Here is a 13,559-nt window from a genome sequence, read left to right as displayed (position 1 = left end):
TGGTGGAATACATCCAGTACTACAACCAGGAGCGCATCAAATTGAAATTGAAGGGCCTGAGCCCGGTACAGTACCGGGAGCAGGCCCAACAGGCCCAATCGGCCGCCTGACCCCTGTCCAAGTCTCGGGGGTCACTTCAGGGACGGGTTTACGGCGTGTCCTGCCCACCCACACCGCCCCGCCATCCCGCGGTGCCGCTTTGGCTTTGGCCGTTGCCGTTGCCGTTGCGTTGAGCAGGTGCAGGGCTGCAAGCCCTGCAAAAGAACACCCCTTACAGCGGCAGCGGGGCCTGCGCCGGATCGATACGCCCTTCACCGCGGGTGATCTTCTTGAACTCGGCGCGGCTGACCGACACGTAGCGGTCGTTGCCGCCGATCTCCACCTGCGGGCCGTCCTGTACTGCGTGGCCATGCTCATCCACGCGTACCGTCATCGTTGCCTTCTTGCCGCTGTGGCAGATGGTCTTGATCTCCTGCATCTCGTCGGCCCAGGCCAGCAGGTACTGGCTGCCCTCGAACAGTTCGCCGCGGAAGTCGGTGCGCAGCCCGTAGCACAGCACCGGAATGCGCAGCTGGTCGACCACCTCGCTGAGCTGCCAGACCTGGGCGCGGGTGAGGAACTGGGCTTCGTCCACCAGCACGCAGCCCATCGGACCGTTCGCCGCCAGGTCCTGCTCTACCCAGCGCTGCAGGTCGGTATCACGGTCGAAGGCCATGCCCTCGGCGCGCAGGCCGATCCGCGAGGCAACCACGCCGGCGCCGGCACGATCGTCCAGGCGCGGGGTCAGGATCGCCACCCGCATGCCGCGCTCGCGGTAGTTGTGGGCGCTCTGCAGCAGGGTGGTGGTCTTGCCGGCGTTCATCGCCGAATAGTAGAAGTAGAGCTTGGCCATCGACGGATTGTACGCCGCGGCCCCGCTTCGCCGAAGCCGTTCAGCAACCCCGCCGGCAGGCCGCTGTGGTCGTCACCCCGCCCCGCTACAATCCCCATCCCATGCACGGTCTCAATCCCCCCCAAGCCGCCGCCGTCCTGCACATCGAAGGTCCGCTGCTGGTGCTCGCCGGCGCGGGCAGCGGCAAGACGCGCGTGATCGTGGAAAAGATCGCCCACCTGATCAGCTGTGGCCGCTACCCGGCACGCCGCATCGCGGCGATCACCTTCACCAACAAGTCGGCCAAGGAAATGCGCGAGCGTGTGGCCAAGCGCCTGCGCGAGCAGGATGCCGACGAGGTGACGATCTGCACCTTCCATGCGCTGGGCCTGAAGTTCCTGCAGATCGAGCACGCGGCGGTGGGCCTGAAGCGTGGATTCTCGATCTTCGACGCCGACGATGCCGCTGCGCAGATCAAGGACCTGATGCACGGGGCCAAGCCCGACGACATCGAGGACATGAAGAACCTGGTGTCGCGCGCGAAGAACGCCGGCCTGTCGCCCGAACAGGCGATGGCCGCCGCACGCAGCAACCGCGAGAAGGAAGCGGCCAGCGTCTACGAGCGATACCAGCTGAGGCTGACCGCGTTCAATGCGGTCGACTTCGATGACCTGATCCGTCTGCCGGTGCAGATCCTGGAAGAGAATCCGGACATCGCCCTGGCCTGGCGCGAGCGCATCGGCTACCTGCTGGTGGACGAATGCCAGGACACCAACGACGCGCAGTACCGCCTGCTCAAGCAGCTGGCCGGCGAGAAGGGCAACTTCACCTGCGTCGGCGACGATGACCAGTCGATCTACGCCTGGCGTGGCGCCAATCCCGAAAACCTGCAGCAGATGGGGCGCGATTACCCCATGCTGGAAATCATCAAGCTGGAGCAGAACTACCGCTGCTCCAACCGCGTGCTGCGCGCCGCCAACGCGCTGATCGCCAACAACCCGCACGAACACCTGAAGAAGCTGTGGAGCGACCAGGCCGACGGCGAACGCATCCGCGTGTGGGAATGCCGCAACAGCGAACACGAAGCGGAAAAGGTCGCCGCCGAGATCGCCTTCGTGGCGCAGTCGCGCAACGTGCCGTGGAGTGATTTCTGCATCCTGTTCCGTGGCAACTTCCAGTCGCGCCCGCTGGAAAAGGCGATGCAGCTGCTGCGCATTCCCTACCACCTGACCGGCGGCACCATGTTCCTGGAACGCCAGGAAGTGAAGGACACGCTGGCCTGGCTGCGCCTGCTGGTGAACCCGGACGACGACACCGCGTTCATGCGGGCGGTGCAGTCGCCCAAGCGCGATGTGGGTGCCGGTACGCTGGCCAGGCTGGCCGAGCTGGCCCAGGAAAAGGACATGCCGATGGCGCATGTGGCCGAGACCATCGGCGCCCTGCAGCAGTTGCCGCCGCGCGCGGCCAACAGCCTGGCGCGCTTCACCGACATCCTGCGCGACCTGCGGGCGCAGATGCGCCAGGTGACGTCCGGCGACATGATCCGCAAGGTGGCCAAGGAATCGGGGTTGCTGAGCGAGCTGCGCCAGCAGGCCAAGGAAGAGGCCAGCTACCAGCGCCGGGCGAACAACATCGAGGAACTGGCGCAGTGGTTCGAGGGCGGCCCGCGCGGTGCCACCGCCGCCGACCTGGCCGGCCAGCTGGCGCTGCTGTCGCGCAGCGACAAGGACGAGGGCGGCAACCAGGTGCGCATGATGACCCTGCACGCTTCCAAGGGCCTGGAATTCCCGTACGTGTTCATCGTCGGCTGCGAGGACGGCGTGCTGCCGCACCAGGTCAGCCTGGACGAGGGCAACCTGCAGGAAGAACGGCGCCTGCTGTACGTGGGCATCACCCGCGCCAAGATCCAGCTGTGGATGAGCTACAGCAAGCTGACGCGCAAGTTTGGCGAACATGTGCGGTTGAAGCCGAGCCGGTTCTTCGAGGAGATTCCGGCCGAGGAGATCCAGCGCGATGGCGCCGATCCGGTGGCCGATGCGGCGCGCAAGAAGGAACGGGCGAGTGCGGGGTTGGCGGCGATCGAGGCGTTGTTCGACTAGGGCGCTCCAACGGCGCCGCCCCTCCGTGGTGGAGCACGCGTTGGTTCCGCAGTGTGGCCGGTCGGGGTGGGTTCGCGGGGGACGCCGTGAACCCGTCCTTGGGGGCTTAGCCGCGCCATCCATGGCGCGGATACCCCCGCGAACCCACCTCGACCGGCCTCTGACAGATTCCGGGCGCTTCCTTCCACGGCAATGCAGAGGAAATCAAAAGCAACAGCCGGCGGTTGAGGCAGAATCGGGGTTTCGGCTGGAGGTCTGCCTGTGCAACCGATCGAGAGTGAGCGCCTGCGGCTGCGGGCCATTGAACCTGACCGTGATGCGGCACCGATGCTGGCCCTGCTCAACGATCCGGGCTTCGTGCGTTTCATCGGTGACCGCAACGTGCGCGACGAAGAACAGGCACGCGAGTACATTGCGCTGCGGGTGCTGCACAGCTATGCGTTGAATGGCTTCGGCATGTATGCCATCGAGCGGTTGTCCGATGGTGCCTGGCTGGGCAACGCCGGGCTGGTGCGGCGGGATGGCCTGCCGGGGCCGGACATCGGCTATGCGGTGCTGTCGGAATTCGCCGGGCAGGGCTATGCCGGTGAGGCGGCACGCGCGGTGTTCGCGCATGCGCGTGGAGCGCTGGGCCTGCACGATCTGTATGGCATCACCGATCTGGACAACGTGGTGTCCGGGAAGATCCTGCAGGGCCTGGGTATGCAGACGCGCGGGGTGATCCAGTTGCCGGGCGTGGACAGCCCGAGCCGGTTGTATGCCACGCCGGGTGCGGCGCAGGTCTGACCCCTGATGTTGGTCGGCACGATTCAGATGCAGTGCCGACCAACGGTCGGCACCCACCCCCTCAGCCGCGCAGTTCGTCCAGCTGCGCCTGCAGCTCGGCCACGGCCGCTTCCAGCCGGGCCACGCGCTCGGCCAGGCCCGGATCGGCCGCATCGCTGCTGCCACCGCCGCCGCTGGCGTACTTCGCTGCCAGTGCCGCGCCGTCCACTTCTCCGCACAGCAGGTGCATGTAGCGGTCTTCGCGCTGGCCGCTGGCGCGCGGCAGCACCACCAGCAGCGCGCGCTGCTGCAGGCGCTCGATGGCGTGGCGGGCTTCGTCGGTGTCGGCAAAACGGTACAGACGCTCGCTGCGCGACACCAGCTCGCCCAGGGTTTGCGGCCCACGCAGCAGCAGCAGCGCCAGCAGCACGGTCTGCTGCCGGGTCAGGTCCAGCGCGGCCTGCAGGCGGTGCTCGTAGCGGTCCGCGCGCGAGGAGAAGTGCTGGCGGGCCAGGCCCATCGTTTCCAGCTGGCGCAGCGCGTGCTGCACGCTGCCGGCATCGACGTTCATCACCGGCTCGCGCGCGGTCTTCTGGTTGGCGGCCGATTGGGCGGCGTTGACCGTCAGCGGGTAGGTGTCCGGTGTGGTCGCCTCCTTTTCCACCAGGCAGCCCAGCAGGCGTGCCTGCACGGCGTCGAGCAGGGGGACGTCGGGGGTCTGGGTGGAATCGGTCATGGCAGCCTCCGGAAGGGCAACGGGTCAACCGCCAAGCATAGCCGTCCCGGGGCCGCCTTTGCCGGTAAAATGCGCCGGTATATCTGATTGCCGGTGAATCCATGCGTCGTCCCGTTTCCCTGTCCCTGACCCTGCTCGCCACTGCGGCGCTGGGCCTGTCCGCCTGCAAGCGCGTGGATGCGCCTGCTGCCGAAGCCGTTGCTCCGGAGGCCCCGGCCGCCGCTGCCAAGGCTGATGGCGCGCTTGATGCGACCGCCAACGACAATCTCAACGCAGTGCTGTGGATGCAGCGCGCGCAGGAGTACAAGGCCATCACCGAGCAGACCTACCGTGCCGCCGCCGACCACCTGGACGCCGCGCTGAAGGAAGCGCACTGGGATGCGCTGGTGCCGGAGGAACGCGGCAACGAGGCCAAGGGCCTGAAGCCGGCCGTGGTGCTGGACGTGGATGAGACCGTGCTGGACAACTCGCCCTACCAGGCGCGCCTGGTGCGCGACGGCAAGGAATACGATGAGTTGAGCTGGGACCAGTGGGTGGCCGAAAAGAAGGCCAAGGCCATCCCGGGCGTGGTGGATTTCGCCAAGGCTGCCAACGCCAAGGGCGTGACCCTGCTGTACATCTCCAACCGCGCCGTGCACCTGAAGGACGCGACCCTGGCCAACCTGCGCGAGCAGGGCCTGCCGGTGGCCGATGACAGCGTGTTCCTGGGCCTGGGCACCGTGGTCGAAGGCTGCGAGCAGGCCGGTAGCGAGAAGAACTGCCGCCGCCGCCTGGCCGGGCAGAAGTACCGCGTGCTGATGCAGTTCGGCGACCAGCTGGGCGATTTCGTGGAAGTGACCGCCAACACCAACGAAGGCCGTGACGCACTGCTGCAGCAGTACCACGACTGGTTCGGCGAGCGCTGGTGGATGCTGCCCAACCCGACCTACGGTGGCTTCGAGCCGGCGCAGTTCAACAACGATTACAGCCAGTCGCGCCAGGCCCGCCACGACGCCAAGCGCGCTGCCCTGGACTACGCACCATGAGCCGCGCGCCACTGCCGCTGCGCGACGACGAGCGCCTGATCTTCGCGCTGGACGTGCCTGATCGCGCGCAGGCGCTGGAGTGGGTCGACCGCCTCGGCGACAGCGTGGCGTTCTACAAGATCGGCATGGAACTGCTGGCGTCGGGCGAGTACTTCCAGGTGCTGGACGAGCTGGCCCGCCGCGACAAGCGCGTGTTCGTCGACCTGAAGTTCTTCGATATCCCGGCCACCGCCGCGGCGGTGATCAAGCGCCTTTCGCAGTGGCCGGTCAGCTACGCCACCATCCACGGTTGGCACCCGGCGATGATGGAAGCCTGCGCCGCCGCCAACAGCAGCGACATGCGCCTGCTGGCGGTGACCGTGCTGACCTCGATGGGCCGCCCGGACCTGGCGCAGATGGGCATCGACCGTGAACCGGTGGAGGTGGTGGTCGAACGCGCGCTGGCCGCGCAGGCGGCCGGCATCGATGGCGTGATCGCCTCGGGCCAGGAGGCCGGCCCGATTCGCGCCGCGACCGGCGCCGGGTTCTCGATCGTCTGCCCGGGCATCCGCCCCGGTGGCCCGGTCGGCGATGACCAGAAGCGTACCGTTGGCGTGGCCCAGGCCTTTGCCGATGGCGCCGATGCCATCGTGGTTGGCCGTCCGATCCGCCTGGCCACCGATCCGCAGGCCGCGGCCCGGGCCATCCAGCAGGAAATCGCGTCGGCACTGGGTGCGCGCTGAGGTTCCGTTGCGAAGGCTGCAGGCCCGAACGCCATCCCGGCCCGCGCGGGATGGCGTTTTTGCATCTGTCTACCGAGCGGTTGTGCCCGAATCGCCGCAAAACCTGCCGTAGATTTCATTGCGTCCACCCCCATCATCAGGTGAATCAATAAAATCAATAGTTTAAGGCGCACTACGTGAAGTGTTGCCTTAACTTGAGCGGCAGCGTAGGATCGCCGCCATCCGGTCCTCGGACCGGACATGTGCCACAACACTGTCCACCGGCCCTGCGCCGGTTTGAAGAGCCTGTGATCCCCGTGATCCCGGCTCTTTTTTTATTCCCGTCAGTGACTTGCACAGGCAACAGCGGAAACCGTGACGTCCCGGCTTGCCGCTGTCACGTCGCAGGCCGCAAGATGCGGACCGGTCCGGGGAGTCCGATTGCATGAGCGTGGCGGTGCGAGGAAGGTCTGCGCGTGGATGGGGGCTGGCAGCCATGCTGCTGCTGGCGGTGGCCGCGTGCCGCGAATCAGCCGATGATCCAGCCAAGCCGGCAGCCGAACCGGTCGCGGCGGTGCAGGCGATGGCCCTGCGCCTGGCCGAGGACGATCTGGTCGGCTACGCGAAGCTGTCGGTACCGCCCAGCCAGTACCAGCGCCTGCAACAGGCCTGGACCGAAGGCCACAGCCAGTGGCCGCTGACCGAACTGCCGCTGGGTGACCAGCTGCTGCCGATGCTGGCCGCGCTGCGCAAGCCCAACGCCAGCGCCGAACTGCAGCGCAGCTTCGATCGCCAGCTGGCCGGACAGGCCGGCGCCGTTCGCCAGGCCGCGCAGTCGATGGGCAACTTCGGCGTGCAGTATCTGCGCCACCAGAAGGGCTATACGCCCGGCCAACAGGCGCACTACATCGCCCTGGTGGAAACCCTCGCCAGCTGGGCGCAGGGCGCACCGATCAGTGACCGCGCCCGCGCGCGCAGCACCATCGCCGCACTGGTTGGCGCGGCCGGCAAGGTTGGGTTCGATGATGAGGCCGGCCTGCAGGCCGCCGGCATGGAAGGCAGCCTGCAGCAGCTGGCGCCGTTCATCCACACCCTCAAGGCCGTGCTGGGCAGCTACGGACTGGGCGTGGACGAGGCGCTGCGCAGCGTGCGCGGTGAGCTGCTCTCGGTGGAGGGTGACAATGCGCTGGTACGCCTGCACTACGACCTGGCTGGCCGCGAAATGATCCTGCAGCTGCCGCTGAGCCGCCGCGAGGGCCACTGGTACCTGACCCGCACCCTGGCCGACACCGATGCGCTGCTGCGCAAGGCCGACGCGGCCCGCGCTGCGGCCTCGCCATCACCGGCTGAAGCCCCTGCTGGGGGTGGGGAAGCAGCAACGCCGCCGCCTAAGCCATAATGGCGCCGATGTCGAAACAGAACCCGCTGCCGTTTCCCGGCGAAGAATCCCAGTCGACGCCCGCCGATACGGTGCCGGCGTCCCCCTCGACCGGCACCGGCCCGAACCCGGTACCGCCGCCCGTGCACGCGCGTCCGGCCGGCCGCCGCCCGCTGTGGGCTCGCCTGCTGGGCCGCCTGGTCGAGCCGTGGCTGTCGCTGAAGATCGAGCCGGAGGACCCAGGCCAGTACAACGATGGCCGTCCGGTCGTGTACGTGCTGGAAGACTACGGCCTGTCCAACGCGCTGATCCTGGACAAGGCCTGCCGCCAGGCCGGGCTGCCCTCGCCGCTGGTGCCGCTGGCCGGTGACCCGACCGGGCGCAAGCGCGCCTACCTGGCGCTGTCGCGGCGCAGCTCCAGCAACTCGCTGATTCCCGAGCAGCGCGGCGCCAAGACCCACTCCGATTCGCTGGCCAAGGTCCTGCAGGCGCACCGCGTGCGCGACGACCTGGATGTGCACCTGGTGCCGGTGTCTATCTTCGTCGGCCGCGCGCCGGACAAGCAGAGCGGCTGGTTCGCGGTGCTGTTCTCGGAAAACTGGGCGCTGGTCGGTCGCTTCCGCCGCCTGCTGGGCCTGCTGCTGAACGGTCGCAATACCATCGTGCGCTTCGCCCCGCCGATCTCGCTGCGCAGCACCGTGGACGAAGGCCTGGAGCCGGAGCGCACGGTGCGCAAGCTGCAGCGCGTGCTGCGTACGCACTTCCGGCGCATCCGTGAATCGGTGATCGGCCCGGACCTGTCGACGCGGCGCCTGCTGGTGGACCAGGTATTGGCTGCCGAACCGGTGCGCGAGGCGATCGCCGCACAGGCCAAGCGCGACAATTCGAAGCCGGCCGATGCCTGGAAGAAGGCACACGCCTACGCCTGGGAAATCGCCGCGGACTATTCCAGCCCGGTCGTGCGCTCGGCCAGCTTCATGCTCAGCCACGTGTGGAACCGCATCTATGCGGGCGTGCTGGTGCACCACCTGGACAAGTTCAAGGCTGCCGCGCCGGGCCACGAAGTGGTGTACGTGCCCAGCCACCGCAGCCACATGGACTACCTGCTGCTGTCCTACCTGCTGTACGACCGCGGCATCGTGCCACCGCACATCGTGGCCGGCATCAACCTGAACCTGCCGGTGGTGGGTACCCTGCTGCGCAAGGGCGGTGCGTTCTTCATCCGCCGCTCGATCCGCGGCAACGCGCTGTACTCGGCGGTGCTCAGCGAGTACGTCGCGCAGCTGGTGGCCGGTGGCTATTCGCTGGAGTATTTCGTTGAGGGTGGCCGGTCGCGCACCGGCCGCCTGCTGCAGCCCAAGGGCGGCATGATCTCGATGACGCTGCGTGCGTTCCTGCGCCAGCCGCGCAAGCCGGTGCTGTTCCAGCCCGTCTACATCGGCTACGAGAAACTGATGGAAGGCGGCAGCTATCTGGACGAACTGTCCGGCCGGCCGAAGGAAAAGGAATCGATCTGGTCGCTGCTGTGGGGCATCCCCAAGGTGCTCAAGCAGAACTACGGCCAGGTGGTGGTGAACTTTGGCGAACCGATCGCACTGAACGACGTGCTGGCCGAGAAGGCGCCGGAGTGGAAGGGCGAGGCGGTGTCCGAGGACGAGAAGCCGGCCTGGCTGTCGACCACGGTGGATACGCTGGCCGAACGCATCCAGGTGCGCATCAACGGCGCCGCCGACGTCAACCCGATCAACCTGCTGGCGCTGGCGCTGCTGTCCACGCCGAAGCACGCGATGGGCGAGGCCGACCTGATCGCGCAGATCGAGCTGTGCAAGACCCTGCTGGTCGAGATGCCATATTCGGACCGGGTGACGGTGACCCCGCACTCGCCGGAGCGGATCATCGCCCACGCCGAGGAAATCAACGTCCTCACCCGCATCAAGCACCCGCTGGGCGATGTGCTCAGCGTCAGTGGCGATACCGCGGTGCTGCTGAGCTACTTCCGCAACAATGTGCTGCACCTGTTCACCGCCTCGTCGTGGGTGGCCTGCTGCTTCCAGAACAACCGCCGCATGAGCCGCGCCGGCCTGGTCCAGCTGGGCCGTACGGTGTACCCGTTCCTGCAGGCCGAGCTGTTCCTGCCGTGGAGCGAGGACGAGTTCGCCCAGCGCATCGACCAGACCATCAACGTGTTCGTGCGTGAGGGGTTGCTGCAGAACGTCAATGACGACGACGGCGGCATTCTGGCGCGCAACACCGGGCAGACCGACGAGGTGTTCCGCCTGCGCGCCATCGGGCACTCGCTGCAGCAGGCGTTCGAGCGCTACTACATCGCCATTTCGGTGCTGGTGAAGAACGGCCCCGGCGTGCTTGGCGCCGCCGAACTGGAAAGCCTGTGCCAGCAGGCCGCGCAGCGCCTGAGCCTGCTCTATGCGCCGGCGGCGCCGGAGTTCTTCGACAAGGCCCTGTTCCGTGGCTTCATCCAGAAGCTGCGCGAGCTGCGCCTGGTGTGGCCGGACGAGAACAGCAAGCTGCTGTTCGACGAGCGCCTGGATGCCTGGGCCAAGGATGCCAAGTTCATCCTCGGCCGCGAGCTGCGCCACACCATCGAGCGGGTCAGCCCGGAAGCGGCGCGCCCGGACGAGCCGGCACCGCAGGATTGAACTGAATCCTGCGGTGGGTGTGGACCTTGGTCCGCACACCTTCCCGTCGTGCCGACCAGGGTTGGCACGTACCGGAGCAGGAGGCCAACCCGGGTTGGCACCCACCTGAACCCGGCTCAGGCCGGCTCGTCGGGAATCTGCAGGCTCTCCAGCCTGGCGATGCAATCCTTCAACTGCAGCTTGCGCCGCTTCAGGCGCTTGGCTTCCAGTTCGTCCTCGCCGTTGGCCGCCATGCGGGTGATCTGTTCATCCAGCAGGCGGTGCTCGGCGCGCAGGGCGGCGAGGCGTTCGACGATCTCGGCGGGGTCGTAGGTGTCCACAGGTCCCGAGCATACACAGCGATGATGACCGCCGGGAGAGGGGAATACCGACCCCCGGCCGGGGCCGCTCCGAGCCGTTAGAATGGAGCCCATGAGTGCCGTGATTTCCCTTCCCGATCCCCAGCCGCGCGCCGCCCGCGATCCACGCGTGGCCGAGCGCGAGCAGCACAAGCTGGCCAAGCGCCTGCGCCGCCAGGTCGGCGAGGCGATCGCCGACTTCGGCATGATCGAGGCCGGCGACAAGGTCATGGTCTGCCTGTCCGGCGGCAAGGACAGCTACACCCTGCTGGACGTGCTGCTGCAGCTGCAGAAGAAGGCACCGGTGCCGTTCGAGCTGGTGGCGGTGAACCTGGACCAGAAACAGCCGGGCTTCCCTGAGCACATCCTGCCGGAGTACCTGGCTGGGCTGGGCGTGCCGTACCACGTCATCGAGCAGGACACCTATTCGGTGGTCAGCCGGGTCATCCCGGAAGGCAAGACCATGTGTTCGCTGTGCTCGCGGCTGCGTCGTGGCGCGCTTTACAACTACGCCGAAACCCACGGTTTCACCAAGATCGCGCTGGGCCATCACCGCGACGACATGGTGGCCACCTTCTTCATGAACCTGTTCCACCACGCCAAGCTGGCGGGGATGCCGCCGAAACTGCGCAGCGATGACGGCAGGCACGTGGTGATCCGGCCGTTGGCCTACGTGCGCGAAAGCGACATCGTCGACTACGCGCAGGCACGCCGGTTCCCGATCATTCCCTGCAACCTGTGCGGCAGCCAGGAGAACCTGCAGCGCCGCCAGGTCGGCCTGATGCTGAAGCAGTGGGAAAAGGACCATCCCGGCCGCATCGAGCAGATCGCGCGCGCCATGGGCGACGTCCGGCCCTCGCAGCTGGCCGACACTACCCTGTTCGACTTCATGGCGCTGGGCCGTCGCGACGACGCGCCGCTGCCCGATGCCCATGCCTGGCTGGCCGGTTCCCCGGCCGATGCCGACGCAGATCCCGAGACGCCCACCGTTTAAGGTCGGTCGCCCTTCCTCTTTGCCATCCGGAATTCCATGTTCTTTCGCAACCTGACGTTCTTCCGTTTTCCGACCGCCACCGATTTTTCCGAAGTCGATACCCTGCTGCCGCACGCCGTGCTCAAGCCTGTTGGCGCGCTGGAAATGAACTCGCGCGGCTTCATCTCGCCGTTCGGCCGCGAGGAAAAGGAGCAGCTCTCCCACCGCATCGCCGAACACCTGTGGCTGACCGTGGGCGGCGAGGACAAGATCCTGCCGGCAGCGGTGGTCAACGACCTGCTCGAGCGCAAGCTGGAGGAGATCGAGGAGAAGGAAGGCCGCCGCCCAGGTGGCCGCGAGCGCAAGCGCATGAAGGACGACCTGCTGCATGAACTGCTGCCGCGCGCCTTCGTGAAGTCCTCGCGCAACGACGCCTTCATCGACCTGCAGCACGGCTATGTGGCGGTGGATACCTCCAGCCGCAAGACCGGCGAGTACTTCATGTCCGACATCCGCGGCCTGCTCGGCAGCTTCCCGGCGATGCCGCTGAACGCAGAAGTCGCGCCGCGCTCGATCCTGACCGGCTGGATCGCCGGCGAGCCGCTGCCGACCGGACTGAGCCTGGGCGAAGAGTGCGAGATGAAGGACCCGGTGGAAGGCGGCGCGGTGGTCAAGTGCCAGCACCAGGAACTGCGCTGCGACGAGATCGACAAGCACCTGGACGCCGGCAAGCAGGTGACCAAGCTGGCGCTGATCTTCGAGGACAACCTGTCCTTCGTCATCGGCGACGACCTGATCGTGCGCAAGCTGAAGTTCCTCGACGGCGCCCTGGACCAGCTGGAGCATGCCGACGAAGACGGACGCCGCGCCGAGTTCGACGCCCGCTTTGCCCTGCAGAGCGCCGAGATCCGCCGCCTGTTCCTGTTGCTGGAAGAAGCCTTCAAGCTCAGCAAGGCTGACTGAACAGGCAGCGCGACGGCCGCCGGTCATCCGGCGGCCCGAAGCGGCGCTATGCTGGGCGCATGAGCCGTCTGCTGCGCCGCCTGATCAGCCCGACCCCGCCCGCCACCGTACAGCGCGACACCGTTCGCCTGCGCCTGGAGGATGCCGAGATCGAGGTCCTGCGCGTGCGTGATCCGCGTGCGCGGCGCATCAAGCTGAGCGTGGACGAACGCGGCGCACGCCTGACCCTGCCGCCGCGCGCAAGCCTGGTGATGGGTGAACGCTTCCTGGAACAGCACCGCGACTGGTTGGCGCTGCAGCTGCGGCAGTACCAGGGCCAGGGCCTGCCGCCACCGTTGCAGCCGGGCGAAGACGGTGTGCTGCCCCTGCGCGGCGAACTGCTGCCGCTGCGCTGGCAGGAAGGCCGCTACGCGCGCCTGGAGATCGACGCGCACGGCGCCTGCGTGCAGTGGCCGACCCGCGGCGGCGACGCCACCCTGCGCCGTCTGCTGCGCGAATTCTACGAAGCCCAGACCCGCGCCGACGTCGGCCGCTGGCTGCCGAAGTACCTGCCCACCCTGCCGCGTGCCCCCAGCCGCCTGCGCCTGAAGGTGATGTCCTCGCAATGGGGCTCGCTGGCCCCCGACGGCAGCATGGCACTGGACCTGGCCCTGGTGCTCGGTCGTCCGGAAGCGTTCGAGTATGTGCTGGTGCACGAGCTCTGCCACCTGATCCAGCCCAATCACTCGCCTGCGTTCTGGCACGAAGTGGAACAACGCTTCCCCGCCTGGCGCGAGCAGCGCGACTACTTCCAGCTGGAAGGCCGCAGGCTGAAGGCGATGCTTCGCCAGCTGCTGTGACCGCACCCCGCACCCTGTAGAGCCGAGCCCACGCTCGGCTGACGCGCGCAGCGCGGGGTTTCAGTCATCACGTCGAAGAGCAGCCGAGCATGGCTTGTATGTTCCTCCCGGCTCCTACGCGGTATGTAGGAGCCAGGGTGGAGGGACCGTCAACATGATATCTGCGGATAGCAGCCGACAGACGAGCCGAGCGATCCCCATCCCGCACCTTAAC

At 67.4% G+C, this 13,559-nt stretch carries 13 protein-coding genes; 10 read left to right on the top strand and 3 right to left on the bottom strand.

Annotated elements, in window-relative coordinates; genetic code table 11:
* The coding region (locus tag AC5P9W_RS19785) for an IS3 family transposase (protein ID WP_288037892.1) at nt 1–110 on the top strand (110 nt) is incomplete at its 5' end.
* Nucleotides 111–271: 161 nt separating this feature from the next.
* On the opposite strand, the gene AC5P9W_RS19780 is transcribed toward AC5P9W_RS19785, so the two are convergent.
* On the bottom strand, nt 272–892 hold the full coding sequence (locus AC5P9W_RS19780; protein ID WP_021204637.1) for a thymidine kinase: 621 nt from the start codon (nt 890–892) through the stop codon (nt 272–274).
* A 101-nt stretch (nt 893–993) separates the two neighbouring features.
* Here AC5P9W_RS19780 and AC5P9W_RS19775 point away from each other — a divergent pair, with 101 nt between their 5' ends.
* Together AC5P9W_RS19775 and AC5P9W_RS19770 are read left to right on the top strand one after the other, a co-directional pair.
* A complete protein-coding gene (locus AC5P9W_RS19775; RefSeq protein ID WP_111104115.1) occupies nt 994–2,970 on the top strand; it encodes a UvrD-helicase domain-containing protein in 1,977 nt (658 codons plus the stop codon).
* Nucleotides 2,971–3,231: 261 nt separating this feature from the next.
* On the top strand, nt 3,232–3,756 hold the full coding sequence (locus AC5P9W_RS19770) for a GNAT family N-acetyltransferase (protein ID WP_043397785.1): 525 nt from the start codon (nt 3,232–3,234) through the stop codon (nt 3,754–3,756).
* Between the two features lie 61 nt (nt 3,757–3,817).
* Here AC5P9W_RS19770 and AC5P9W_RS19765 read toward each other — a convergent pair whose 3' ends face one another.
* Nucleotides 3,818–4,471, bottom strand: a complete 654-nt coding sequence (locus AC5P9W_RS19765) for a YceH family protein (RefSeq protein WP_019662241.1) — start codon at nt 4,469–4,471, stop codon at nt 3,818–3,820.
* A 101-nt stretch (nt 4,472–4,572) separates the two neighbouring features.
* Here AC5P9W_RS19765 and AC5P9W_RS19760 point away from each other — a divergent pair, with 101 nt between their 5' ends.
* From AC5P9W_RS19760 to plsB, 4 genes are all read left to right on the top strand, one after another.
* Nucleotides 4,573–5,496, top strand: coding sequence for a 5'-nucleotidase, lipoprotein e(P4) family (locus AC5P9W_RS19760; protein ID WP_049432499.1), 924 nt, complete (start codon nt 4,573–4,575; stop codon nt 5,494–5,496).
* Nucleotides 5,493–6,218 (top strand): orotidine-5'-phosphate decarboxylase, encoded by a 726-nt coding sequence (gene pyrF, locus AC5P9W_RS19755; RefSeq protein ID WP_021202271.1) that lies wholly within the window; start codon nt 5,493–5,495, stop codon nt 6,216–6,218. Before AC5P9W_RS19760 ends, pyrF begins: the two co-directional genes overlap by 4 nt.
* A gap of 424 nt (nt 6,219–6,642) precedes the next feature.
* Nucleotides 6,643–7,596 (top strand): hypothetical protein, encoded by a 954-nt coding sequence (locus tag AC5P9W_RS19750; RefSeq protein WP_019662244.1) that lies wholly within the window; start codon nt 6,643–6,645, stop codon nt 7,594–7,596.
* Nucleotides 7,596–10,232, top strand: a complete 2,637-nt coding sequence (plsB, locus tag AC5P9W_RS19745) for a glycerol-3-phosphate 1-O-acyltransferase PlsB (RefSeq protein WP_019662245.1) — start codon at nt 7,596–7,598, stop codon at nt 10,230–10,232. The genes AC5P9W_RS19750 and plsB overlap by 1 nt, the downstream gene beginning before the upstream one ends.
* A gap of 116 nt (nt 10,233–10,348) precedes the next feature.
* Here the strand turns inward: plsB and AC5P9W_RS19740 are convergent, their stop codons facing one another.
* Complete coding sequence (locus AC5P9W_RS19740; protein WP_005407501.1) at nt 10,349–10,552, bottom strand: YdcH family protein; 204 nt, start codon at nt 10,550–10,552, stop codon at nt 10,349–10,351.
* 91 nt (nt 10,553–10,643) lie between these two features.
* Between AC5P9W_RS19740 and ttcA the strand changes: the two genes are divergently transcribed.
* Genes ttcA through AC5P9W_RS19725 form a run of 3 tightly spaced genes read left to right on the top strand, consistent with a single transcriptional unit; the run spans nt 10,644 to nt 13,345 of the window.
* A complete protein-coding gene (gene ttcA, locus AC5P9W_RS19735) occupies nt 10,644–11,564 on the top strand; it encodes a tRNA 2-thiocytidine(32) synthetase TtcA (protein ID WP_206621962.1) in 921 nt (306 codons plus the stop codon).
* 36 nt (nt 11,565–11,600) lie between these two features.
* Nucleotides 11,601–12,506: a recombination-associated protein RdgC gene (locus tag AC5P9W_RS19730; protein WP_021202267.1), complete on the top strand. Its 906-nt coding sequence runs from the start codon at nt 11,601–11,603 to the stop codon at nt 12,504–12,506.
* Between the two features lie 59 nt (nt 12,507–12,565).
* Nucleotides 12,566–13,345: a M48 family metallopeptidase gene (locus AC5P9W_RS19725; protein WP_021202266.1), complete on the top strand. Its 780-nt coding sequence runs from the start codon at nt 12,566–12,568 to the stop codon at nt 13,343–13,345.
* Nucleotides 13,346–13,559 lie beyond the last annotated feature (214 nt).

It is taken from the genome of Stenotrophomonas sp. YJH_SMC_33, assembly GCF_059372295.1.
The sequence above is the reverse complement of the archived record's forward strand: the minus strand, read 5'-3'. Positions and strand labels throughout refer to the sequence as shown.